The organism is Leptolyngbya sp. FACHB-541 (genome assembly GCF_014695875.1).
Classification (GTDB): Bacteria; Cyanobacteriota; Cyanobacteriia; order Elainellales; family Elainellaceae; genus JAAUTN01.
In genome coordinates, this window is sequence record NZ_JACJPC010000082.1 from 39,733 (window position 1) to 63,093 (window position 23,361).

General features: G+C 50.1%; 20 protein-coding genes and 1 tRNA gene. 10 read left to right on the plus strand and 11 right to left on the minus strand.

Annotated elements, in window-relative coordinates; translation table 11 throughout:
* Positions 1–12 precede the first annotated feature (12 nt).
* Positions 13–2,529 (plus strand): ATP-dependent DNA helicase RecG, encoded by a 2,517-nt coding sequence (gene recG, locus H6G00_RS17700; RefSeq protein ID WP_190797760.1) that lies wholly within the window; start codon positions 13–15, stop codon positions 2,527–2,529.
* Between the two features lie 201 nt (positions 2,530–2,730).
* Here the strand turns inward: recG and H6G00_RS17705 are convergent, their stop codons facing one another.
* Positions 2,731–3,150, minus strand: coding sequence for a VOC family protein (locus tag H6G00_RS17705; protein WP_190687702.1), 420 nt, complete (start codon positions 3,148–3,150; stop codon positions 2,731–2,733).
* Between the two features lie 24 nt (positions 3,151–3,174).
* Positions 3,175–3,648: a hypothetical protein gene (locus H6G00_RS17710; RefSeq protein WP_190641373.1), complete on the minus strand. Its 474-nt coding sequence runs from the start codon at positions 3,646–3,648 to the stop codon at positions 3,175–3,177.
* 317 nt (positions 3,649–3,965) lie between these two features.
* On the opposite strand from H6G00_RS17710, the gene hetZ reads away from it, so the two are divergent.
* From hetZ to H6G00_RS17725, 3 genes are all read left to right on the plus strand, one after another.
* Positions 3,966–5,108, plus strand: a complete 1,143-nt coding sequence (gene hetZ, locus H6G00_RS17715) for a heterocyst differentiation protein HetZ (RefSeq protein ID WP_190797761.1) — start codon at positions 3,966–3,968, stop codon at positions 5,106–5,108.
* 268 nt (positions 5,109–5,376) lie between these two features.
* Positions 5,377–6,159, plus strand: a complete 783-nt coding sequence (locus H6G00_RS17720; RefSeq protein ID WP_199318556.1) for a hypothetical protein — start codon at positions 5,377–5,379, stop codon at positions 6,157–6,159.
* A gap of 87 nt (positions 6,160–6,246) precedes the next feature.
* Positions 6,247–8,553 carry a DUF3488 and DUF4129 domain-containing transglutaminase family protein gene (locus H6G00_RS17725; protein WP_190797763.1) on the plus strand — a complete coding sequence of 769 codons (2,307 nt, stop codon included), beginning with the start codon at positions 6,247–6,249 and terminating at the stop codon, positions 8,551–8,553.
* A gap of 17 nt (positions 8,554–8,570) precedes the next feature.
* Here the strand turns inward: H6G00_RS17725 and H6G00_RS17730 are convergent, their stop codons facing one another.
* A complete protein-coding gene (locus tag H6G00_RS17730; protein WP_190641377.1) occupies positions 8,571–8,966 on the minus strand; it encodes a response regulator in 396 nt (131 codons plus the stop codon).
* A gap of 412 nt (positions 8,967–9,378) precedes the next feature.
* On the opposite strand from H6G00_RS17730, the gene H6G00_RS17735 reads away from it, so the two are divergent.
* From H6G00_RS17735 to H6G00_RS17745, 3 genes are all read left to right on the plus strand, one after another.
* Complete coding sequence (locus H6G00_RS17735) at positions 9,379–10,044, plus strand: hypothetical protein (protein ID WP_199318557.1); 666 nt, start codon at positions 9,379–9,381, stop codon at positions 10,042–10,044.
* Positions 10,045–10,084: 40 nt separating this feature from the next.
* Positions 10,085–10,450 carry a DUF1818 family protein gene (locus H6G00_RS17740; RefSeq protein WP_190687689.1) on the plus strand — a complete coding sequence of 122 codons (366 nt, stop codon included), beginning with the start codon at positions 10,085–10,087 and terminating at the stop codon, positions 10,448–10,450.
* Between the two features lie 57 nt (positions 10,451–10,507).
* Positions 10,508–10,581: transfer RNA gene (locus H6G00_RS17745), tRNA-Pro, on the plus strand.
* Between the two features lie 53 nt (positions 10,582–10,634).
* On the opposite strand, the gene H6G00_RS17750 is transcribed toward H6G00_RS17745, so the two are convergent.
* The 3 genes from H6G00_RS17750 to H6G00_RS17760 all read right to left on the minus strand — a co-directional run bounded on the left by H6G00_RS17750 (position 10,635) and on the right by H6G00_RS17760 (position 14,203).
* The gene (locus H6G00_RS17750; RefSeq protein ID WP_190797764.1) at positions 10,635–11,816 is read right to left on the minus strand and encodes a GNAT family N-acetyltransferase; all 1,182 of its coding nucleotides are present in this window, start codon (positions 11,814–11,816) and stop codon (positions 10,635–10,637) included.
* A 108-nt stretch (positions 11,817–11,924) separates the two neighbouring features.
* Entirely contained in the window at positions 11,925–14,012 is a 2,088-nt protein-coding gene (locus tag H6G00_RS35495) for a M23 family metallopeptidase (protein ID WP_242042326.1), read from the minus strand.
* A complete protein-coding gene (locus tag H6G00_RS17760) occupies positions 14,012–14,203 on the minus strand; it encodes a hypothetical protein (RefSeq protein ID WP_190641380.1) in 192 nt (63 codons plus the stop codon). The genes H6G00_RS35495 and H6G00_RS17760 overlap by 1 nt, the downstream gene beginning before the upstream one ends.
* 127 nt (positions 14,204–14,330) lie before the next feature.
* Between H6G00_RS17760 and H6G00_RS17765 the strand changes: the two genes are divergently transcribed.
* The gene (locus tag H6G00_RS17765) at positions 14,331–14,879 is read left to right on the plus strand and encodes a GAF domain-containing protein (RefSeq protein WP_190797765.1); all 549 of its coding nucleotides are present in this window, start codon (positions 14,331–14,333) and stop codon (positions 14,877–14,879) included.
* A 41-nt stretch (positions 14,880–14,920) separates the two neighbouring features.
* Here the strand turns inward: H6G00_RS17765 and sds are convergent, their stop codons facing one another.
* The 5 genes from sds to H6G00_RS17790 all read right to left on the minus strand — a co-directional run bounded on the left by sds (position 14,921) and on the right by H6G00_RS17790 (position 21,075).
* Entirely contained in the window at positions 14,921–15,892 is a 972-nt protein-coding gene (gene sds / locus H6G00_RS17770) for a solanesyl diphosphate synthase (protein ID WP_190797766.1), read from the minus strand.
* A gap of 1,149 nt (positions 15,893–17,041) precedes the next feature.
* Positions 17,042–17,875 carry a glutamate racemase gene (gene murI, locus H6G00_RS17775; protein WP_190797775.1) on the minus strand — a complete coding sequence of 278 codons (834 nt, stop codon included), beginning with the start codon at positions 17,873–17,875 and terminating at the stop codon, positions 17,042–17,044.
* A 157-nt stretch (positions 17,876–18,032) separates the two neighbouring features.
* Complete coding sequence (locus H6G00_RS17780) at positions 18,033–19,829, minus strand: N-acetylmuramoyl-L-alanine amidase (protein ID WP_190797767.1); 1,797 nt, start codon at positions 19,827–19,829, stop codon at positions 18,033–18,035.
* 631 nt (positions 19,830–20,460) lie between these two features.
* Entirely contained in the window at positions 20,461–20,874 is a 414-nt protein-coding gene (locus H6G00_RS17785; protein ID WP_190797768.1) for a ketosteroid isomerase family protein, read from the minus strand.
* Between the two features lie 27 nt (positions 20,875–20,901).
* Positions 20,902–21,075, minus strand: coding sequence for a hypothetical protein (locus H6G00_RS17790; protein ID WP_190797769.1), 174 nt, complete (start codon positions 21,073–21,075; stop codon positions 20,902–20,904).
* 132 nt (positions 21,076–21,207) lie between these two features.
* On the opposite strand from H6G00_RS17790, the gene queG reads away from it, so the two are divergent.
* Both queG and H6G00_RS17800 read left to right on the plus strand, forming a co-directional pair.
* On the plus strand, positions 21,208–22,203 hold the full coding sequence (queG, locus tag H6G00_RS17795) for a tRNA epoxyqueuosine(34) reductase QueG (RefSeq protein WP_190797770.1): 996 nt from the start codon (positions 21,208–21,210) through the stop codon (positions 22,201–22,203).
* Positions 22,204–22,325: 122 nt separating this feature from the next.
* A complete protein-coding gene (locus tag H6G00_RS17800; RefSeq protein ID WP_190641386.1) occupies positions 22,326–23,273 on the plus strand; it encodes a tetratricopeptide repeat protein in 948 nt (315 codons plus the stop codon).
* Positions 23,274–23,361 lie beyond the last annotated feature (88 nt).

Genomic DNA, 23,361 nt, shown 5'->3' on the forward strand with positions numbered 1-23,361 from the left:
AGCATTGCACAAATGGATTGGCTGCGATTGCAAAAAGCTTTGTCCGTTGAAGCTGAACGAGGCTTCAATGACCTGGTGGGCAACCAGTACCGCTTCAGTGAATTTCTCAACCTCAGTCTGAATCGACCGCCCGTAGAGTTGCCCCCTGCCGAACAGCAGCGCTTGCAGGCGATCGCCACCCGCTTTGCCAACTATTCAGACCTATCCTTTGCTCAACGCCAACATCTCGTTGCAGACACAAGGCGAACGCTATATCAGGTGCGGCGGGAATTGGAGTCGGGGAAGGGGGATCAGGGATTAGGGGAAGGGGAAGAAGCTTCGGCAGAGAATCTTCACAGCTCAAAATCTTCTGCAAGAACTTCTCAGGCAACCAAGACTAAAACTAAGCTACCTCGTACGGCTCCGCTAGTTGAGCCAAGAACCAAAATTGAGCTTGATCAGGCAGTTACTTACTTGCCGGGAATCGGTGCGAAGAACAGCGAGCGACTGGCAAAGCTAGAAATTTTTACTGTGCGGGATTTGCTCTACTATTACCCGCGTGACCATATTGACTACGCCCGCCAAGTCAACATTCGAGATGCGGCAGAGGGCGAAACGGTAACGCTGGTTGGCACGGTGAAGCGCTGCACCTGTTTCAACAGTCCGCGCAACGCCAAGTTGACCATTTTCGAGCTAATCGTGCGCGACCATACAGGACAAATTAAGCTCAGCAAATTTTTTGCCGGAACTCGTTACCGTAATCGCGGTTGGCAAGAGCAGCAAAAGCGGATGTATCCTCCTGGTGCGGTAGTTGCGGCATCCGGGCTAGTGAAAAAAAGTAAGTACGGCGTAACGCTGGATGACCCGCAAATTGAGGTGATTGACCATGCAGGCAGTTCCATCGAATCGATGAAGGTGGGGCGGGTTGTCCCCATTTACTCGTTGACGGAGGGAGTTGCAGCAGATCTAGTGAGACGAGCGGTGGTTGCAGCGATTCCAGCAGCGGCAAACCTGCAAGACCCGTTGCCAGAAGCATTGCGCGATAAGTATGGGCTGATTGGAGTGCAGGAGGCGATCGCCCACATTCACTTTCCCCCTAGCGGTGAAGCTTTGGATGCTGCCCGTCGCCGACTTGTGTTCGACGAATTCTTCTATCTGCAACTGGGTTTGCTCAAACGCCGAATGAATCAGCGCCAGGAGCAAACTACCGCCATTCTCGCGCCAACGGGTGAGCTAATTAACAATTTCTACCAGGTCTTGCCCTTCACTTTCACCGATGCTCAACAGCGCGTTGTCAACGACATCCTCAACGATCTGCAAAAGCCTGCTCCGATGAATCGTCTGGTGCAGGGAGATGTCGGCTCCGGCAAAACGGTAGTGGCAGTGGTGGCAATTTTGGCAGCAATTCAGTCGGGCTTCCAGGCAGCGCTGATGGCTCCTACGGAAGTTTTGGCAGAGCAGCACTACCGCAAGTTGGTCAGTTGGTTTAACCTGCTGCACCTGCCCGTAGAATTGCTCACTGGCTCTACTAAAACTGCCAAACGCAGGCAAATTCACGCAGATCTGGAAACTGGAGCGCTACCGCTATTGGTCGGCACTCATGCGCTAATTGAAGATCCGGTTCAGTTTCAGCAGCTTGGGCTGGTCGTAATTGATGAACAGCATCGATTTGGCGTGCAGCAGCGGGCTAGACTTCAGCAAAAGGGTGATCATCCTCACGTGTTGACGATGACAGCGACTCCGATTCCCCGAACGTTAGCACTGACAATGCACGGTGACCTGGATGTAAGCCAGATTGATGAACTGCCGCCTGGACGTAAGGCAATTCAGACAACTGTTTTAGGAGGAAGCGATCGCTCCCATGCCTACGACCTGATCCGCCGCGAAATTGCCCAGGGCAGGCAGGTCTACGTCGTGCTGCCGCTGGTTGAAGAATCTGAAAAGCTAGACCTGCGCTCTGCGATCGACGAACACCAACGACTCCAGGAAACTATCTTCCCTGAATTTCAGGTCGGTCTGCTGCACGGACGCATGACTTCTGCTGAAAAGGACGAAGCGATCAACCGATTTCGCGACAACCAGAGCCAGATTTTGGTTTCTACCACCGTTGTAGAAGTTGGCGTAGACGTTCCTAATGCCACCGTAATGCTGATTGAACACGCCGAGCGGTTCGGCCTTTCCCAACTTCACCAACTGCGGGGGCGGGTCGGGCGAGGAGCAGCGCAGTCCTTTTGCCTGCTAATGAGCAGTTCTAAAAATGAAACGGCTCGTCAGCGGCTAAAAGTGCTGGAGCAATCCCAGGATGGCTTCTTTATCTCTGAAATGGATATGCGCTTTCGCGGACCCGGTGAAGTGTTCGGTACCCGCCAATCAGGTCTACCCGATTTTGCCCTGGCTAGCCTGGTCGAAGATCAGGAAGTGCTGGAACTTGCTAGAGAAGCCGCAGAGAAAGTGATTGAAAAAGACCCCACTTTGGATCGCTGGTCACTAATGAAAGTCGAACTCACCTACCGCTATCGTCGCCTTATGGGTGGGGCAATTCTGACTTGAAGAAGGTTAAATAGCAACCGCCTATTGTAGGGGCGCAGCATTCGGCAGATAAACCTTGAAGCAAACCAAAAATTGTTGCCCGAATGCTACGCCCTCAGGGGGAATGAGCTGCAAACAGCTAATAGGAATGAAATACAGCAAAACTCACTATTGCAAGCATTTTGGTGTTGGGTTCCGCTTTGCTTCACCCAACCTACGATTTTAGGAGGCAAAAATTGATTCGTCGTGCTGGAAGGCTTTGAATTCTAACGCATTGCCACTAGGGTCAAGGAAAAACAGAGTAGCTTGCTCTCCTACTTCTCCCTTAAAACGAACGTAGGGTTCGATGACGAACTGAATGTTTTGCTGCTTCAGGCGCTCAGCCAGTTCCTTCCACTGCTCCATCTCAAGAATCACGCCCCAGTGACGCACAGGCACGTTCTTGTTGTCAACCTGATTTGCCTGAGCATCCCTCACTTCACCAGGGCTAAGATGGGCGGTGACCTGATGTCCAAACAGGTTGAAGTCAATCCATTTATCAGAAGTCCTACCAATAGTGCAGCCCAAAACCTGCTCATAAAAAGTTCTAGTTGCTTCTAAATCTTTGACGGGAAATGCAAGATGGAAAGGTCGAATGGTCATTCTTTAAGCTACCTAGATAACTGGTTAAGCAATGTCAGGAGGCACTTGAGGGGCTGGTTGGGACTGCTGCCATTGCAATTGAATCACATTCTGTAAGTCTGTCCGCTTCACCTCAACGCCGCTAGCAAGATTGCCAGGTGTGTCAAAAAAGATGATGCTATCTGCTGACTTCATCGCCATCATCTGAAACAAAATATGCGTGACGGGCACGGGAATTACAATCACCTCTGGATTCTTGGGTGAGTTCGGACCAGAAGCCGCATCTTTAAGAGTAGGAAAAGCGTAAATGACATTTTTCTCAACATCGGGCTGATTGCGGTTGCTCAACGTTGTCATTACCCAACCCTGATCAAGAGTTTGCAGAACGTAATATTCGAGGTGCTTAAGCTGGGCTGCAATCAGCTTGAGTGCAGGTGCAATGGTTTGAACAATTCCCGGAGTTGTGCCGTCAGGGGGCGCATGGTCAATCAGTTCCTGAAGTTGCTGGTCTAAGTCCATGATGACGGTGGCAAAAGGCTCCTGCCTTCCCAGTCTAGACTGATTCAGCCAGAAGCGATCGCCTTCCCACAACTACACTTTTGTCATTCAAGCCCATCCTTCCATAGACTATTCCCATCAAAAAAAGTTGGAGTAGTCTATACTTGCAACGGCTGATTAATCCTTGCCAATTGCTTGCAAGGCAGAATTAAGTGCCAAAAAATGTGCCGTTTAGTCCGGATTCTGGTGAATGAGGGGGATCAGATATAGTGGCGATCGCGTTTGATTGTGTTAGCTTCTTTGTAGCAATTTACCGTCAGGGGGAGAACGTCTAGAGCGTGGAGGCGATTTTTAACCTACTGTTTGATGAATTAAAACAGTCCACTCAAGCGTCTGAGCAGAACTGTCGAGATGTTGCCACCCGGCTCACGGGGGAAGTCACCCGTATTTGTTCAGAAAGTAGGCGTATTCAAGCCTCTGGAGAAGTAGAAACCTGGTCAGTCACATTAGCTCGACATCGCTCAAAGCAATGTTTGAAGTACTATCAGCTAGGCTCCCAGCGGGGACGGGTAGAACTGCACAGTACCCTGAGTGCAGTGATTTACCGCTACATTACCCCACCCCAGGTGCAGTCCAGCTATCAGGCTCGGCTAACGCTGATTGAAGACTTCCTCCAGGGCTTCTATATTGAAGCGCTGAATGCGTTTCGACGAGAAAACCAGATGCCCGCGACCTATCGGCCGCGATCGCTCCTAGAACTGTCTGAATACATGGCTTTCACCGAGCGCTATGGCAAACGGCGAATTCCATTGCCGGGTCGTCGCAGTCAGCAGCTCATCATTCTGCGGGCACAGACCTTCTCCCAGCAGCAGCCGCCCGAAACCTCCGTGGATATGGAGCAAGCCGCCGAAGGCATGTCCGGTGAAAATGAGCGGGGTTGGGGAACTGCTTCGGTACAACAGGTGCGAGAGCAAATGGTGGCTCAAGAACCTGAACCTGCGGAGGATGTGCTGCGTCATGCAGTCATTGCAGAATTGATGAACTACCTGGAAGAGCGGCAGCAGACCGACTGTGCAGACTACTTTGCGTTGAGACTACAAGATTTGCCTGCGAATGAAATTGAGGCAGTTCTCAAGCTCACGCCCCGCCAGCGAGATTATCTTCAGCAGCGGTTTAAGTATCATCTGATCCGGTTTGCGCTCTCGCATCACTGGGAATTGGTGCATCAATGGCTAGAAGCCGACCTAGAACGTAACTTTGGTTTAACGCCACAGCAGTGGCAATTACTCCAGGATAGAATTACACCACAACAGCTTGAGCTTTTGCGCTTAAAGCAAAAGAGGTTAGCTGATGGGGCGATCGCCCAAGCCTTGGGCTGCACTGCCACACAGGTTCAGAAACAATGGTCGAAACTATTAGAGCAAGCTTGGGAAATACGAAATAATTTAGTATCCGGAGCAGGTGCATCAACCGATGAATAGGGATACAGAAGCCATAAAAAACTTGCTGGCTTGGCTGCTACAGGAACCTAATCCAAACTTTTCAAGGCCATCAGGGGATTCTAGTCAAGAGACTGGTTTAGATAAGTTTGGGGCAGCCGAGCAGCAATTAAATGACTCAGATCCACTCGATTCGGAAGAGGTTAGCATCCCGCCAAGCCAATTCAACGGATCGAATCGTTTTTTCTTTTCAGGGTACTCATTTTCCCCTGGAGAGAGTCAATTATTTGAATCGGGAGATAGACCTGCCGTGCAAGATCGTTTTCATGCTTTGATTCAGCGCCGTTTACGGGCTGAAATCGAACACAAGCCTCCTCTATTCCCCTGGGAGACAGAGGTTTGCGAGTACTTCGACTCAGCGACACCTGACGTAGTTCCGGCTTATTTTTGGACGACTCAGCTTCAAAATCTCAGCCTTCCCATTCCCATGCCTGAAACCATTCTGGCAAATTTGCTAGAGCAGTGCCAGGAAGTGGTGCAAACTTCACTGCGGGAAGGTGCAAAGTTAGTCCAGGCGGTAGAATCCCTGTTTCCAGGGCAGTCTAACGCGCTCAACCAGTTAGCCGGATTGGTACTTGCTTCGCCCAGCCGTTCTGCGGCTGTGGCTTCCCAACCGTCTCGCCTCCAGGAAGGTTTTCCGAGCGACTATGATGTTGCAACTCCGGCTCAACGCATGGCGTTGTCGCTGATTGCTGCTCGTGAAATTATCGAATCTCTAACGCTGACCGTGTCGCCCAGCCAACCTCAAATAGAGCGCCAGTGGCAGACCGCAGCAGGAGCATTGACGCTCACGGCTGAGTACCAAATCAGCACAGGAAGACTGCGGGTACAAGGTGTGTTACCTTGCCCTGGTAGTCTCCAGTTTCAAGGTGCTGATGCCGAGGCGATCGCCCAGCGGTCTAACTCTGGCAGCCTCAGCGTTGAAATCCCTGACCCAGAACCAGGACAAACTAATCGCCTGGAAGTTCGCCTGGATGGGGCAAACCTGTCTCCACTGGTCTTTGCCATTCGGTTTGTCACCGAAGCGGAGTAATGCAAGTGAGGGTTACAGGATATAGGGTGTAGGGTATAAAAGAGTTTTCTACTCCCAACCCCTCACACCCAATCCCTAATTCCCTCCATGCCTGCTACCGCTCCTCCTAAGCGATCGCCTCAAAAGTTAATTCGCGCTCAGTGGCAACGGCTGCGAGATCTACCTCTGCCAGAGCCAGAAGACTCAATCCCGCTGCGTGTATTGGTGCAGCTTTTAGTGACGGTTGGCATCATCGCCACAGATGTTGCCTCGCTGGATGTCGCAAACTGGGCGGGGTTGAGTCTTTGGGCTGTGCCGTTGAGTATTGTTGGCGCAACCTGGAGCTACTATCGTCGTCGCAGTCGCAACGTCCCGGTAAAGTTTTGCATTGCGATCGCCATGTTGGTTGCCCTGGCGGCCTTCTTTGTGCAGTTGCTCAATGAGCCAAACGATACCCGGTTGGCGTTGGCTGAGCTACTGATTCAGCTTCAGGTATTCCACAGCTTTGACTTGCCCAGACGCAAAGATCTGGGCTATTCAATGATGATTGGGCTGATCTTGATTGGGGTTGGCGGTACGCTCAGCCAAACTCTTGCCTTTGCCCCACTGCTGCTGCTGTTTTTGGCGATCGCTCTTCCAACACTCATCCTCGACTATCGCTCCCGTTTGGGATTGCAGCCCTCTCGCAGCTTTCGCCGAATTGGAATTGACCTTTCACTCAAGCGTCTCAGTCTATTTTTGCTGGTGACCGTTGCGCTGGGGTTAACAATTTTTGCCTTTTTACCGCGTCTTCCAGGCTATCAGCTGCGGACGTTTCCCGTTAGTTCCCTCATTGAATTCGACGGCGAATTTGACACGAGCAACATCATTAACCCTGGCTACGTCCGAGACGGCAACGGAGAAGGTACGGGTGGCGGCACAGGAGAAGGTACTGGACAAGGTCCTGGAGAAATTGATGACAACCTTTACTACGGCTTTAACAGTCAAATTAATCAGAACCTGCGTGGGGAGCTAGAGCCTCAAGTTGTAATGCGGGTTCGCTCTCAAGCAGAAGGATTTTGGCGAGTACTAGCGTTTGATCGCTACACCGGGCAAGGCTGGGAAATTTCTCGTAACAGCGAAGAGGAGATCGAGACGCTCAGACGACCCGATTGGTCGTTGCAGTTCTACATTCCCTGGTCTGTTGCACCCTGGTTGTCAGTCAACAGTCGCACTCGCGAAGTGATCCAAACTTACACAATCATTTCTGACCTGACGAATCTGGTTCCGGTGCTGCATGAACCTAGACAGATTTACTTTCCTACCGAAGAGTTGGCGATTGATGCAGAAGGAGGATTGCGATCGCCCGTTCAACTGGTAGAAGGGGTTACCTACACCGTAATCTCAGAGGTGCCTTATCGCGATCGCACTTTATTGCAAAAGGCATCCACCGATTATCCCAAAACCATTCGTGACTATTATCTAGAAGTGCCAGAGGCGATCGCCGACCGAGTTCGCCAACGCACCCAAGAAATTTTGACAGCAGCCCCTAATCCAGTTACTGCTCCATCTGAGCAAGCTCTTTATCTGGCTCAATACCTTAAGCAGAACTACACCGTTCAACCAGAGTTGCCGTTTCTGGAAGAAGATGAGGATTTGGTAGAAGCCTTCTTGTTTCGTTACCAGGGTGGCTACCCGGATCACTTTTCGACTACTTTAACGATGATGCTTCGATCGATTGGCATTCCAGCAAGACTGGCAGCAGGATTTGGACCAGGAGAGTACAACCCCTTCACTGGGTTTTACGTTATTCGCAACACCGATGCCTACACAGTTACAGAAGTTTTATTTCCAGGTTATGGCTGGTTTGCCTTTGACCCAATCCCCGGGCATGAAGTGGTGCCTCCTTCGATCGAAGACTATCAAGTGTTTAGTGTTTTGAAGCAGTTTTGGAATTGGGTTGCCGGATGGCTACCCTCTCCAGTTTCAGGACTGCTCAATCAACTGTTTGGCTGGATTGCCAGCAGCCTTGGCGGACTAATTCGTTGGATCGTTTCGCTCTTTTCTAGAGGATGGGTAGGGCTGCTACTGGGATTGGCAGTAGTCACAGGACTCAGCTTCTTAGGCTGGCTTGGTTCGAATGGCTGGCGGATGTTGCGCTACCGTTATTGGCTGACTCGGCTTCCGCCAATGGAGGCAATCTATCAACAAATGCTGCATTGGTTGGCGATTCAAGGTTTTCGCAAACCATCAACTCAAACTCCACTTGAGTATGCCCGTCAAATTCAACCTCACCATTCGCCTAACCATGCCACAGTGATTGAGGAAATTTCGGATGCTTACGTGAGCTGGCGCTATGGAGGGCGATCGCCTAACCTAACGCGATTGCGTCAGCAACTCAAAAATCTGAGAAGACGGGCACCAAAACGGAAGTAATTGCTTAAATAACGAGATTAAGGGTCAATTTCCTGTTCTATTGACTGTCTGAGATTCATCAAATTGAGGGGCTTAATAAAGTACTGTCGTGCGCCTAGTTCTAGGGCACGTTTTTGCTCTGCCCGAAAGGCAAAAGCTGATATGACAATGACTGGAATGCGCGAAAACATAGAGCTTGCCTGAAGTTGCTCCAGCAACAGATAGCCGCTGATATCAGGAAGTTTTAGATCCAGCAGAATCAGGTCAGGCTGAAAATCTATCACGATTTGTAAGAAATCAAGACCTGTGGCAATACTACTCACTACATAATCATGGTGATCAAGATAGTCCTCCATTAGTTGTCGATTTGCGTCGTCGTCCTCAACCAATAGAATCCGTTTGCCCTCAGCTTTTGGCATTTGAGGATTTGTCATCTTATTTGAAATAGGTGATAGCTTTTTCCTTAAGGGGTTTGTAAGGGGCAACTTACATTCTCAAAATATTTAGAGAACAGCATTGCAGTTATCTTAAAAGATAGCTCTTAACTTGAAAACAGAATCACCTCTAAATGCTTAATTTAAGTAGAACACTCCACTTATTTAACCCTTTATTAACCTTAAAAGTTTAGCTAAAGAAGGTCCGAAAAGTGCAAATATCCACTGGGAGGGCATAGCATTTAGTAGATCGAACTTGAAATAGATAGACTGAGAGTTCTTGTCTGACTGCTATTCACCTTACACACTTATAGGTTGCAAACTAGACTTCTCAAACATCCTCATCAACTTTAAAAGTCCAGACAGTTCTTGTAGTTCGACATAATAGAAGTTAGCAACTTCCATATCGGTCATGATGACTCAATCTAAAGTAGTTTCTAGGCGAGTAGTTAGGTTTGCGATCGCCCTGCTGACAACCGCAAGTTTGGTTAGTCTATTTGCCCTGATGCCTGCGCCAGAGTTTGCTGCTCAGCAGCGGCAGTGGTCAGCGCAATGGGGTGGACAACCTGCGATCGCCCAGCAAATTCCTGGTGGGTTACCTGGTGCAACTGAACCCTGGCAGCAGGTTTACCAACTCATCCCAGAGTTGCCACTAGAAAATCATTACGTCAATGCCCGCACGGGAGACCCTAGCCCTAACAATACGCTAGTCAGTCGATTGATTCGCTATCACCTCTATACCAAGAGCCGTCCGCCCAACTATCGGCTTGATTGGAAACTGACAATGGCAGACTACCTGGGTGAAAATGACTGGGTACGAGCAGAACTGTACCCTGGTGGAGATACTCTAACCGTTAATCCAATGGAGGGTGATGTGGCTGTAATTCGCAGCCTCAATCGCGCTCAGAGAGACGCTTTGGTTAATGCATTGGTAACTATCTTTAGCAGTGAAGCGAGTACGACGACGGCTCCTGAGCTTCCTGCCGGTTCAGAAGAAGTGACTCCGACGCCTAACCCCAGCAATAACCCAACGATCCTTCAACCTCGTCCGGGAGATGCCCAGCTGTTGCTGCCCTAACCAACGAGTTGCTCAATACAGATACGTACAGTGCTATAAGATGGTCCGTCAAGTAAAAAGTGGCTCTGGCTGGCGGCTAGGCTGGGATGCTGATGCCTCTGAGTTTCGGGGTTTAGTTGGAGGAGATGATTGGGCAATTGAGTTGACTGAGGCAGAGCTAAATGATTTCTGTCGTCTGGCTGCAAAGTTAGCAGAAGCAGTGAGCCGCATTGCGGAAGAACTGATGGACGAGGAAAAGGTTAGCTGTGAGGTTGAAAGCGATTTGCTGTGGCTGGAGGCAGAGGGGTACCCTCAAGCTTTTAGTTTGCGTTTAATGTTGCTTTCGGGTCGTCGTGCAGAAGGATACTGGTCAGAGCAGGCTGTACCTGCACTACTTCAGGCAACTCAGGTCTTAAAAGTCTTTTGAAGCTTTCCCTAAGCGCTGCTCAATGCCCATCATTATGCTATGCTTGTTAAGCGACATCGGGGCGTAGCGCAGCTTGGTAGCGCACTACTTTGGGGTAGTAGGGGTCGTGGGTTCAAATCCCGCCGCTCCGATCGCAAAAGAATCCATCCTCTGGGGTGGATTCTTTTTTGCGAAATTTTTCCCTCTAAAAGAAATCGCGCAGCCAGGGATGGGAACCTGTAAATAGCTGGGTTGCGGTGGCGATCGCTCCCTCTGTTGCTTCTAACTGCCCTAAAAACTGTAGCTCGTGCGGCGAAAACAAGCCTGTGTAGAGGGGCGCTAAGCTGCGAATGTCTAACCGCAACTCCCCTTTGCCCCCTCGGGTGACAGTCCCTTGTCCATTGGCGACTGAGAGAATAAATTTGCCGCTGTTGTCCGGCAGCAATTCATCTTGAACGTCCAGATGCAGTTCAGCTTCAGCCGTAGGGGGATAACCCCGCTTCTCTAAGGCACTGGTTATACTCACAATCCGCAGCAGCCAGCGGTCAGACTCGTGCAGTTTGGCGGATTGCTCTGGCAGCAATAGGGTAAGCGGGTCAATGATAGAGCTGCGCCACCGCACCTTTTCAATCTGGGAACGGTGATTGGATAAAAACTTCCAGAAGCTATATCCAGCCGATGGTGTGAGAACTGCCCAATCTAGCACCACCAGGGCAGCACTGTTGTTGATTTGCTTTTGGCTGAAGATGATGTAGCCTTCGGGCTGAGCAGTTTCTCCAAACAGGTAGGCATAAACTGCTTCTGGTGCATCGGGTTTGAGAATTTCTTCCCAAATCGCAGGATGCCGATCTAGATTACCGTTGTTTGTCTGGGACTGCTGCTGACTCAGCGCTTGAAACACCTCAGCAGTCGGAGAATGAATCGGTTGAATGGGTAGCAGCGATCGCTCCTTCACCTGAATGGCTTTAGCCGGAATTTCCCAGGTGCAAAAGCTGCCACCTTGCTCATAGCCAGCTTTGCGGTAAAGCTGCTGAGCTGCTGGATACAGTGCCGAAAGAGCCGCTCCGTTAACATGTAGGTCTTGCAAAGTGTGCTGCATCAGGGCGATCGCTGCACCTGAGCCGCGATACTCCGGGGCAATGCCAACCGCCGCAATGCCCACCATTGGGACTCGCTGGTTGCCAAACCACTGTCCCATTGGCAGCGTTGCCAGTCCACCTGCTAGCTGCCCTGAAGCTCGCAAAGCGCGAAAGTTTTCCAGCCCAACTCGCTTGAAGTAAGTCTCACTGCTACCCGGTGGACTACTAAAGCACTGTTCTAAAATTGCTCCTAGCTGCTGAGCATCTTTGGAGTCAGTCAGAGTTCCGTATTCAAACTGCGATCGCATTAGAACGCCTCTTGAGTTCTACAGCCATCCAACTATAGCTGTAGCTACCAAAGCTACCAAGAAAAGAGGGAGTAGAGCTTTGTCCTGCTCCCTCTTTTCTTTAAGTTCTTATTGCTGTGCTCTAGCGACGGTGAGCGCTCCACTAGCTAGAGGGTCAACTGCAACCCAACCATTGGCAGTGAGTTGTTGCGCCTCAAAGTGTAAGTGTGGGCCGGTGGAGTTACCTGTGCTGCCCACCCAACCAATGACGCTGCCTTGTTCAATCCAGGCTCCAGGCTGTACGGCAATGCCAGACAGGTGAGCATAGAGGTTGCGGAGTGCTACGTCCTGATTTTCTAGCACAACGGTTAGACCGTAGCCGCCCATGTAGTCGGCAACGGCAACCCGACCGGACACAGCAGCAACTACAGGAGTACCTTGCGGTGCGCCTAGGTCAACCCCTGCATGGAAGCGGCGATCGCCCGAAATGGGGTGGATGCGCCAGCCAAAGGCAGAAGTTAGTGCTGCTGGAATGGGGAGTGGAAACGCCAGCCCGATTCTACTAAATTGCTGACTCACGGCAGTGGTGACGGAATAGCCTGTGAAGCGTCCTGGTGCAACAGCACAGTTGATGCTGCCTGTAGACGCTGCCAGCACCGCAAAGGGGTTTTCAGCTTCAGGTTTTTGCCAGTTTGCATACTGCAGAGGGGCGATCGCATTGACCTTGCCAAACCCTTTATCTACTCCTTCTAAGGGTGAGGACTGTCCCAGAGCGATCGCCCGTGTCGGGTCGGCGATAGACATGCTAGGAACAGTGATGTCTGGCAGGGCTGCTGAGTTAGCTTCTAGATTGGGTTCACCATTCAGTGATTCCATCCTTTCAGACGAAACCTCAGTTGAAGGCATTGGTATGGTCTGCTGGGCTTGCTCAAATTCGCTGGCAGACAGATAAGACTGTCCTAGAAACATGGAGTCAAAAACAGCGGGAATGGTGGTAATGCCGACTTTATTCAACAAGCTGTCTAAGGTCGAACCTACGACACGGTCTAGCTTAACCTCACCCCAGCGCTCAGCACTCGGCTTGTGGAGACCTACATCTGCAGATGCCGTTTCTTCAGACTCAATTTCTTGAGAGAAACTGTTCTCTGTCGAGAGAGCAATGGGTTCTTGAGAAACTTGACCCAGTTGCAGCTTCTCCACCTTAGAACTTTGAATCAAGTTGATGGTTTCGTTCGCCGCATTTGAGACGGTGAGCAGCGAAGCAAGCTGCTGGTCAGGTGTAAGGGTGGAGGGAGTAGCAGCAAGCTTGATTCCGCTCAGGTTGACGACAATTTCCTTTGAGCTGTTTGCTGCTGGAGTCACGGCAGGAACCAGACAGCGATCGCCCTGATACCCAGCCAACCCAGGAGGCAGGGTCCGAGCGCCAATATTGGAATAGCCCGCAACTGGATAGCTTAAGGGGGCAAGGGCAGTGGGTGCCTGAGCGATCGCAGCTCCTTCCGCTGTTGCGATCTGTGGCTGCTGAGCCGCTACTGCTTCGATTTCTGCAATTTTGGTCAGGACCTCAGTTTGGATCTCTGTGGGTAGAGCAGGATGCTGGGCTACCTGACGCGCCTGGTCAAACTCCCCTACTTCAGCATAGTGAAGTGCTGAGATAACTAAGTTTTGGCGAAATTCTGCCTCACGTTCGGGTTTATCTTGCTCAACGATTGCTTCTAGTTTCCCTGCCAGTTCTTGTCTTGCAGACTCCAGAGCTACAGCGTTGGCGATCGCCTCTGCTTCTGCTGGCTCAGCAATTTGAGTTGGCCCAGCTTCTTCAGGTACAGAACCAGCATTCGTCTCTGTGTCAGTGCCAGAGTTGGTATTGCTCTGACTGCTGCCCGATTCTGCTGGTGAAGTTTCTCCAACAGTACTGTTCTGGTCAGCAGACGGTTCAGCTACAGGAGCTACATCTGCTGCACTTGCTGAAGTCGGTTCAACTCTGATTTCTGTCAAAGCAGGCGGTACGACTACTGTCTCTGGCGGTGCAACCACTTCAGGCTGAATCAGCGGTGCAGCATTAGTCTGAACTGTTGAGTCGCTACTTTCTGCAGGTTGAGGGGGAGAAAAGTTGGCATTTGGGTTAGCCAGAAGGGGTAACGCATAGCTTTCGAGCATCGCAGAGGTTACAACAGCCGTTGTAAGGCACTGCCCGATGGGTCTAAAAACTTGCTTCATTAAGAACAAAAAGTAACGCCGCACAGCAATACAAGGGGGGTGAGGGTTGCACTTGCTGACTCAAAGCCATTGCTCAAAGTTTCACAAGTCCTCAGAATGTCATTTCGGGGCTGAATGACCTGAATCCGGTTAATGTCAGCATTCAATTCTGAAAACCGTTGAGCAAAGAATTTGAACCGCAACGCTACCATAACTCTTCCGCCACACGATAGAGTTTGAAGTTTGAGTAAAGACGCTACGGTGTAAAGCGATCGCATCGTTCGAACAGCTGTTCAAACAGCTCGCCATTTCGCTTTTTACCCTGTCTCCTCATCACCTATGTCTAGCCCAACCATTCAAACTGACTTACAAGACGTGTGGCTCCCAGATGAGCCAGATGCCGTTTTTTCGGCTTTGCTACCCGCACTCGGAAAGGTCCTAGAGTGCGATCGCTGCTTTCTCTATCTCCGCAACCCAGAAAGCAAGATGGGCATGGTGCCTTACTGCTGGATTCGCAGCGACGAAATTCCCACTGTCCTGGATTCGGATTGGAAAGCTGAGCCAGAGTCTTTACCTGAAGAAGACCCACTCTTTGCCGCAGCCCTCCGCACTGAAGCTTCCGTTTTCGTCGAAGACGTAGAAACTGCTGACCCCAAAGTGGTTAATCTGGCATTTGAGCAGCGAGAATTTGGTCATCGCGCCCTGATTCACGCCCACCTTTGCCAGGATGGTCAGCTATGGGGCATTTTGCAGCCTTGCGTGTTTGGGCAGCCGAGGGTGTGGACAGATTTAGATCACACGGTGATCGATCAGGTTGTACAGAAAATCACGCCTCTGGCGATCGCCTACATCCAAACTGCTGCAACTGAGTCCGAAGCAGAGATTTGATATAGACGTAACATCCTGTATTGACCTAATACAGGATTGACCTAATACAAGCGGCTAAGAACGTAGTCCGCTAGATTAATCAGCGTTTGGCGAGATTCTGAATGAGGCAAATCACTCAAGTGTTGAACTGCCGCATGAGCGTGCTGCGCAGCTAATTCGCGAGAACGCTCAATTCCCTGGCTGTCTTTGATTAGGGCGATCGCCTGCTCCAAATCTCCATCCTGAGCAAACTCTCGCTCAATTAAGGACTCCAGGTAGGGCTTTTCCTCCAAGGCATAGAGAGCAGGTGCGGTTAAATTGCCACTCTTCAAATCAGACCCAGCGGGCTTACCCAGGGATTCCATCGAACCCGTGAAATCTAAAATATCATCGACAACTTGAAACGCCAGACCAATATGACGACCATAACTATATAGATGCATCGCTAGCTCAGCAGACACACCGCTCAACAGCCCCGCTGCTTTCGCGCTATTAGCAATCAGAGAAGCCGTTTTGTAATAGCTTTTCTCTAAATACGCCTCAATCGATAGGTTTGCTTCAAAGCAACTCAAGCCTTGGAGAATCTCACCCTCTGCCAAGTCCATGATTACTTCAGACAGCAGTTTCACAACTGCCAAATTATCCAAATTTGCCAGATACCAGGAAGACTGAGCAAACAGAAAATCTCCTGCAAGTACCGCAACTCGGTTGCCAAAACTACTGTGAACCGTCGGCACACCGCGCCTTACATCAGACTCATCTACCACATCATCATGTACTAGACTGGCAGTGTGAATCATCTCGGTAATTTCAGCCAACCGACGATGCTTAGGAGAAATATCTTGTTCGGGCATCGTAGCGCGAGAAATCAGCAGAACGATGGCGGGTCTGAGGCGCTTTCCTCCTGCCCCAAACAGGTGTTCTGCGGCAGCATACAAAATAGGATGACGTTCACCAACCAAGTTTTTCAAATTTTCTGTGAGCAGGCGCAGATCCGCTTCAACTGGTGAAAAGAGAGAGGTCGCTGAGGTCATGAATGAGCCGCTTCAGGCGTTAGATTACAAAATTTTACATATCTTAGATCTATTCTAAGGCAAGCCTTCTGCATCTGAAAGAACAAAGTCTGGGTTCTAGAGTTTTCTATCTCCTGGAGGGGATTTCAGAATATTGATAGCAGTAAGAGTCTACCCGCAAACGGCTAATCAGGCTAATTAGAGTGTTACTAGTTCCCTTGCTCGGATTTAATCACATCTGAGTTAGCAGTGAGCTTTATATAAGTGCTCGTTATAGGCAGTTTGTTTTGTCCTAGTTCGATTGCGTCTTTTATTTCGGATTGGAGTTGATGTTCGACAGATGTTTTACAACTCCCCAAAGCAGTATTTTAATAAGCAGAAGTACCTAGCAAAAATGTTCTTAGGAACCCGGCTGTCTCAGTCCAGTTTTGATTGTCTAACCTTGTGAAAAAGCCTATTCCAGCCTCATGTAGATTTATTAAGTCTATGAAAGAATGCCCTATTGAAAACCAAAATCCTGTGCTAGGATTTTTATAGAGATTTAAAAGTTTTCGAACTTAACGCGAATAGGGCTACGGCAATTCTGAAGTAGCGGCAAGGGTATAAGGAGTTCTAATTTTGCGCTCCTCTTGCTGTGCCTATCTACTTTCAAATTAAAGCTAGCCAGGTTAGTTCATCAATTATCCAGATTTGGATTGCCGCTGGCAGTCTGAAATGGCTGTTCTCTCGGAACGAGTCTCCTGTTGGATGTGTCCTTTAGGTTGCATCCTGCATGGCATGGCTTTGGGAGGACGGAGACAAAATATCTAATTGAAAGCGCAGAGCTTAGGCTTTGGCTTAATTTTGTTTAGTTTGAACTCTGACTTTACTAGGCTGCTAATTATGACGTACAACGGTATTCCATTCATCATCCCAGTCTTGGCAGCAGGCTACCTTCTAGCGGTTTATCTGCTGCTGATGCTTGTACAACGCTTACAGGCTTGAGTACTCTGCTCATCTCAGCACTGCGCTGAGTAAGGGTTGTGCCGTGTGTTCAGGAGGCGGAGCAATCGCCGTCACTTCTCTTAAGACTGGACATTTATCGCAACTATCTGGAGACAGATTATACACCAATTCATTCTCTTCGTACAGATGTACGATAGCGTTGCTTCGGCATCATGCTGACCTGCGTTAGACCCCGACTGTCTCAGTCAGGTTCACTTGCTCAACAAGAGGCGTACAGCCTAACCACTGAACTGAAACCTGCCTGAAATGATCGGGGTTGCCACTGACACAAAAGCGAGTTGGCAAAGGTGGACGAGTGCTCTTTAGCCCTAGCAGGTCTAGCTCTTGAGCGGCAGCAGCCACCACATGCACAGCCGGATCAACGAGCTGAACGGAGGGCGGCAGAAGAGTTCTTAAGATTGGCGAGAGATGAGGATAGTGGGTACAGCCGTACACGAGCGTGTCGATGTTTTGCTCTAGTAGGGGCGTGAGATATTCCAGTGCGATCGCTCTAGTGTAGGGAGTGTGAATCTGGTTTTGCTCAATCAGCGGCACAAACTCTGGACAACCTACTTGCCAGACTTGAACCGTGCTGTCTGCTTCTAAAATTGCCAGACGGTAGGCATTACTGGCTGTGGTTGCAGGTGTCGCAATTACGCCAACGCGCTTGCCTTGCTGAACGGCAGCCCGTGCCCCTGACAAAATTAGGCGCAGAATTGGCACTTCGATTTCACCACAGAGCTGATCAATCGCGATCGCATCGCTGGTGTTGCAAGCGACGACGATCATTTTCACACCTTGCTGACACAGCCAGGTCAGAATTTCTCGGGCAAACTGGAGAATTTCTGCCGCAGAGCGATTGCCGTAGGGCACTCTTGCAGTGTCGCCCACATACAAAATCGACTCGTTGGGCAACTGGCGATACATTTCTCTCAGGACAGTCAGCCCCCCTACCCCACTGTCAAATACACCAATTCTGGCGCGTTGAGAATTGGTTCCCAGATTTGCTAGAGGGTCGATTGGAGAGCGCTTGGAACCAGCCAGAGAGTGAATGCCGAGTTGGGAGTCTGTTGCTTCAGAGCAAGGATGGGTTTTAGAAGAGTTAGACACAGGGAATTAAACACAGAAAAAGCTGTGAACACAGTAAAGCCTACAGTTAAAAGTTGTAAAGCTTTATCTAAAAGTTTTGCTGAACATAGAGAAGAATGCCACGGGCGATCGCTCCTGCCATCTGGCTACGGTATGTCGGATCACCCAGACGTGGGGCATCATCTCGCCCCGTCACAAACCCAGTTTCTAACAAAACTGCTGGCATAGAAGTATTTCGAATAACGTAAAACCTCGCCTGACGTACTCCTCGATCCGCTGAGCCTGTATTTTGCACCATACTCGCGTGAATAACTTGTGCGAGTCGCAAACCATTATTCGAGTAATAGTAAGTTTCTATGCCATTCACGTCAGGGCGGCTCATGCTGATGGCGTTAGCATGAATACTTACAAACAGGTTGGCGTTGGACCGTTCAGCAATCTGGACACGGGGTTCTAGATCCAGGTCACGATCATCCTGTCGAGTCAGCACAACTTGAATGCCTTGTTGCTCTAGCAGAGAGGCAACTTCCAGGGCGATCGGCAGCACAATATCTTTCTCGCGGATACCGTTAATGCCAATTGCACCTGGATCAGGACCGCCGTGTCCCGGATCGACTACCACGACAATGCGACTGTTGGGTACACCTGGCAAATCAGTGGGTGGATAGCCAGCACGGGGAGGCGTAACAGGAATTGGATTGCCACTAGGGGGGCGCTGACCTGCCCGTTGCAGTTCCAATGAAAGCAATTGTTGGCTGGGCTGATTGACTCCGCTAATGTTTACGCCAGCGGCAGGCTGCACCGAAATCACAACGGTGTCGTTGTCCTCTTGCCGTAGACGAACTCGTCGCAACGGGCTGCTCGCGTCTAATTGAGGACTGTCGACGTTATTAGCAAGTCTTGCATTCGGAATCGTAATTTGATAATCGGCCGTTGCTCGATCCCATCCGGATGTAAAAGTCAGTGGCTGATTCGCCTGAATCAACAGTTGAGAGTTGTTGCTTAGTTGAATACCTTCGATAGTGGCAGGTTCTGCGGGAGCAGCTTGAGCAACGGGAGGGGCAACGCTGGGGGGTTCGTCTTCTCTAGCAAAGCCGCTGGTCGGAATCAGCACAACTCCACCAAATTCGCTGGCTGTAGCTTCCCAATCGATGTTTGGATCGGATAGCTCAAGGGTGACTCTGGCAGTGGGTGGGTCAGATTCAAGTTGACTGATTTGAATTTGCTCTACGCCAAAACGACCTACCGGAATTTCGGCTGCCAGTTGAGATGAAACTGCGGTGTTCTCCAGGTCGAAATAGAGTTCACGACGGTTACGGCTGCGATCGACTTCAATTTCTGGTACTGCCCCGCTGGTGCGAAGGAAAAACCCATCAGGGGTCACTCGCACATTTTCTAGCTGAGTGGCTGCTCCTGAAACCGATGGAGAACTTTCTTGGGGAGTAGATTCACTGGGAGGCTGAGTGGTCACTGAGGGAGGAGATTCAACTCGCTCAGGTGTTGGCAGTTGCACTGTCCATTGGGTAGGTGTTGCCCCTCGTACCTGCACCTGCTGTGGGTCGAGCGTGTATCCAGGGTCAAGCTCAATCACAATGCGGGCAGTCTGTGCATCAAACTGTCCAACGCGTACCTCGCGCACCCCACCGCCTACAAGCTGACTCAAGTTTGAGTTGCCTAAGGTTGTTCCTGGTAGGTCGATCACTAACCGAGTTGGGTTAGAAATGAGTTGCGCCCTGGGCTGCACGCCGCTATCTGTGGTGAAGACGAGCTGATTCTGACTTGGATTAAAGCGCCAGAATTGCAGTCGAGCCGCCTCTGCTGGAGAAGCGATAATCAAAGCGCCCACAATACCCAGAAGACTGGGAATTATTCGTTCAAATCTCACGGTCTCAGGTTCTCCTCGTTGCTCTAGTCTCGTCGCTTGGATAGAGACGGTCGGTGTCTAATAGGTTGTTTAACGGTTGCTAATTGTCATTGTTGCGTTATCGTTGTTGGGCGGGATCGCCTCCGCTAATGTGTAGGAGTAGCTGAGGAATGGTTTGTAGGGGCGTCGATGAGGGGCTTGAGTTGGGCGATCGCTCTACCTTAGCAATTTCGCAATCAGATTCTGAACTATTTGGGATTTTAGAGTTACGATTTTCGATTGCAAAAGTTTTAATGAATTGGTGTTCTGACAATCTATCTGACGCACTGCTCTTTGACAAACTAGTCTGAAAGCGCAGTTTTCATCGTTAGAGTGAACTTAACCCGTAGCTAGCAATCGATTCATGTCGTAGCTGAATATACAGCATGAAACGGAGTTGGGAAACCGAATGCTAGGGTCTCGTCACTTCAACAGACAAATTGGGTGCTGGCAAAACATTGCAATGATTGTGCTGCTAGCGTTAGGTGAGTCAAGGTAAGTCACTAGTATTCCCAAACCTATTTCCGCTCAATCCGGAAAAAGAATGCGACCCTTTAAGGATCGCATTCTCTAAAAATCAACCTCTAAGAATCAGGTATTGCTATTGTTGCCTCTATTGCTTCATGCCCAACAGCTCTTGGGGCGATGCTAGAAGCTTGATTTTGACTGAGAGAATTTCTGACTGAGCGTTCAGCACAAATAGCCAGTTAACGTTCACGCTAAACACAGGGGTTTGTACTTTGCCGGTGATTTTGTAGTGAGTTCCGTCCTCCAGGGTCTCGAAGATGCCCTGACGCGGATGAAACTTCATTCCTTTTGCTTCTGCTTGTAGATAATTGGCGATCGCCTCTCCTCCAACCTGGTCTTCATCAAACGGAGGATGCATCACCCCATCTGCGGCAAATAAAGCAGCCGTTGCCTGAAAGTCTGTTGAATTTAGAGTCTCAAAATAGTGATAAATGACTGGTTCTGAGATACCTGAAATAGTTTGTTCAGTGGGTGAGATTGTCTCAGGCTTAACAGTCATTGCCAAGGCTCCTCAAGGTTTTTCCAGTTAGGGCTTCTTATACAGCATCTTGGTGCTGAGCATTAAGGCAAAAATATCAAACGGAACAGGCGATCGCTTGCTCCATCCGAGAGATCTTGCTAGTTCAGTGAGCTTCAACTGCATTTTGATGTTGAGGCGATCGCAGTTAAATCGAACCCTAATCAACCAACGGAGTGACAAACGCTAGCTTAGTATTAGCGCTGAGAATCCCATAGAAGTGGCTATTAGCGTTTAGCCAAGGGCATAACCTGAAGCTGCTCGTTATGAAACATTTACTTGCAACGTTACAGATCAGACGCGTTTAGAAGAATTATGGATTTAAACAGCCCTACTCCTGTCGCTCCCCCGGCTGTGGATTGCGCTTCCATCAAGCAAACAGCTCTGGATTTAGGCTTTCATAAGGTAGGAATTGCTGCTGTAGTGCCAGCACAAACCACCGGCAGTCCAACGGCAAAGCCTCTAGATGCTGCAAGTGACGAGGCTTTAAACCGCTGGTTAGCGCAGGGCTACCAGGCAGAGATGGACTGGATGAAAAATCCCAAACGGCAAGACATTCATCGGGTTATGCCCACCGCAAAGTCAGTCATCTGCGTGGCGATGAACTATTACACTCCTCACGTCCGCCCTGACGGTGAGGAGTATGCCAAAATTTCTCGCTACGGCTGGGGGCGAGACTATCACAAGGTGATGCACAAAAAGCTGAAGGCGCTGGCTAGCTGGCTAGAGGCTCAAGCTGAAGGGGTTCAGGCTCGACCCTACGCCGACACTGGTCCTGTCCAAGACAAGGTCTGGGCAGAAAGAGCCGGAATCGGCTGGATTGCCAAAAATAGCAATGTGATCACGCGGGAGTATGGCTCCTGGGTGTTTTTGGGAGAAGTGTTGACTAATCTGGAATTAGCAAGCGATCGCCCTCACACTCAGCACTGTGGCACCTGCACCCGATGTATTGAGGCTTGTCCCACGGGAGCGATTGCCCAACCTTTTGTCGTCGATGCCAACCGCTGCATTGCTTATCACACTATCGAAAACCGTGCTGAAGAATTGCCAGAGGCGATTGCCCCTCAACTCCAGGGCTGGGTTGCAGGTTGTGACATCTGCCAAGACGTTTGCCCCTGGAATCAGCGCTTTGCCCAACCTACGGATGTAGCTGAATTTCAGCCATATCCCCAGAATGTATCTCCAAAACTGACAGAACTGGCTGAACTTTCTGACGAGGAATGGGATCAGCGCTTCCCTGCGTCTGCCCTCCGCCGCATCAAGCCTGCCATGTTGAGGCGGAATGCAAGAGCAAGTTTGGGAGACTGTTGAAGCTGATTTTTATGCGCTTTCACTAGTCCCGCTTTCACTAGTCTCCCATCTATGAATTTTCTTCCCCGATCGCAGGTAGATGATTTAAGCTAGCTGAAAACCCTCGTAATTCTAGTCAAATTGTGCTTAAGCGTATTTCTTTGCTTTCCTTCCTGGTTCTAGCTGGTTTGTGGGGCGCTGCTCGACCAGTATATGGACAGGCTTTAGTTCCCCACATTGTGCCTTTAGAGGTTGAGCAGCTTGAGCAGCAGGGCTTAAGTTTGGCCCAAGAAGCAGCACAGCTTGCACAGTTTCAGCAGTATGAACCAGCGTTGTCCAGAGCGCAGCTTGCCACTCAGCTGGCTCCCGAAAATGCTCAAATTTGGTCATTGCTAGGAAGTCTCTACCTGACCCCCGAAACGCTAGATCTAAACAAGGGCATTTCGGCTTTGCAGCGGGCGCGGCGGCTAGACCCAGAGAATGCAGCAATTTTGTTTGCGCTTGGCTCAGCTTACTTTCAACTAGAAGACTACAACCGTTCGGTGGAATACCTGCGGTCGGGGTTGGCGCTTGACGCGGAAGTGCCAGGTGCGCTGTTTGACCTGGGCAATGCTTACTACAAGCTAAATCAGTTTGACCAGGCGATCGCCCAATACGAAAGAGCAGTAGAGCTAGACGAGGCATTCTGGCCTGCTACAAACAACATTGGCTTGGTTCTGTATGAAATGGGCGATGTTGAAGGGGCGTTAGAAAAATGGCAGGCAGCCTTAGAAGTTGATGCAAACCAGCCAGAGCCTCAGTTTGCGATCGCCGTCGTGACTTACGGTCAGGGCAATGTAGAAGCGGCCGTTCAGCAAGCAGAAACCGCTCTCCGCCAAGATGATCGATACGCCGATGTAGAATTTTTGCGAGAACAGCTTTGGGGCGACCGCTTGCTCAACGATACTCAAGCCCTCCTGCGACTGCCTCAACTTCAGGCGACTTTAGCTCAACTCAGCGGCACTAGTGCAACGACCGTCGAAATTGTGCCAGGTGGGGCTATTCCTGTACCCGACGGTACAGTGCCAAACCAGTCTACTCCTCCCCAGTAATACTATTCCTATAAGAAGGGGCATCCCGCAGGGCGGGATGCCCCTTCTTAAGAGCTATTTGTACAAAGAGAGGGCGTGGGCTAAGCCC

What these genes read in the sequence shown, in the direction of transcription:
- recG (WP_190797760.1), top strand. Translation starts at nt 13, where the DNA reads ATGGATTGGCTGCGATTGCAAAAAGCTTTGTCCGTTGAAGCTGAACGA.
- H6G00_RS17705 (WP_190687702.1), bottom strand. Translation starts at nt 3,150, where the DNA reads ATGACCATTCGACCTTTCCATCTTGCATTTCCCGTCAAAGATTTAGAA.
- H6G00_RS17710 (WP_190641373.1), bottom strand. Translation starts at nt 3,648, where the DNA reads ATGGACTTAGACCAGCAACTTCAGGAACTGATTGACCATGCGCCCCCT.
- H6G00_RS17725 (WP_190797763.1), top strand. Translation starts at nt 6,247, where the DNA reads ATGCCTGCTACCGCTCCTCCTAAGCGATCGCCTCAAAAGTTAATTCGC.
- H6G00_RS17730 (WP_190641377.1), bottom strand. Translation starts at nt 8,966, where the DNA reads ATGACAAATCCTCAAATGCCAAAAGCTGAGGGCAAACGGATTCTATTG.
- H6G00_RS17735 (WP_199318557.1), top strand. Translation starts at nt 9,379, where the DNA reads ATGATGACTCAATCTAAAGTAGTTTCTAGGCGAGTAGTTAGGTTTGCG.
- H6G00_RS17740 (WP_190687689.1), top strand. Translation starts at nt 10,085, where the DNA reads ATGGTCCGTCAAGTAAAAAGTGGCTCTGGCTGGCGGCTAGGCTGGGAT.
- H6G00_RS17750 (WP_190797764.1), bottom strand. Translation starts at nt 11,816, where the DNA reads ATGCGATCGCAGTTTGAATACGGAACTCTGACTGACTCCAAAGATGCT.
- H6G00_RS35495 (WP_242042326.1), bottom strand. Translation starts at nt 14,012, where the DNA reads ATGAAGCAAGTTTTTAGACCCATCGGGCAGTGCCTTACAACGGCTGTT.
- H6G00_RS17760 (WP_190641380.1), bottom strand. Translation starts at nt 14,203, where the DNA reads ATGGTAGCGTTGCGGTTCAAATTCTTTGCTCAACGGTTTTCAGAATTG.
- H6G00_RS17765 (WP_190797765.1), top strand. Translation starts at nt 14,331, where the DNA reads ATGTCTAGCCCAACCATTCAAACTGACTTACAAGACGTGTGGCTCCCA.
- sds (WP_190797766.1), bottom strand. Translation starts at nt 15,892, where the DNA reads ATGACCTCAGCGACCTCTCTCTTTTCACCAGTTGAAGCGGATCTGCGC.
- H6G00_RS17785 (WP_190797768.1), bottom strand. Translation starts at nt 20,874, where the DNA reads ATGACTGTTAAGCCTGAGACAATCTCACCCACTGAACAAACTATTTCA.
- queG (WP_190797770.1), top strand. Translation starts at nt 21,208, where the DNA reads ATGGATTTAAACAGCCCTACTCCTGTCGCTCCCCCGGCTGTGGATTGC.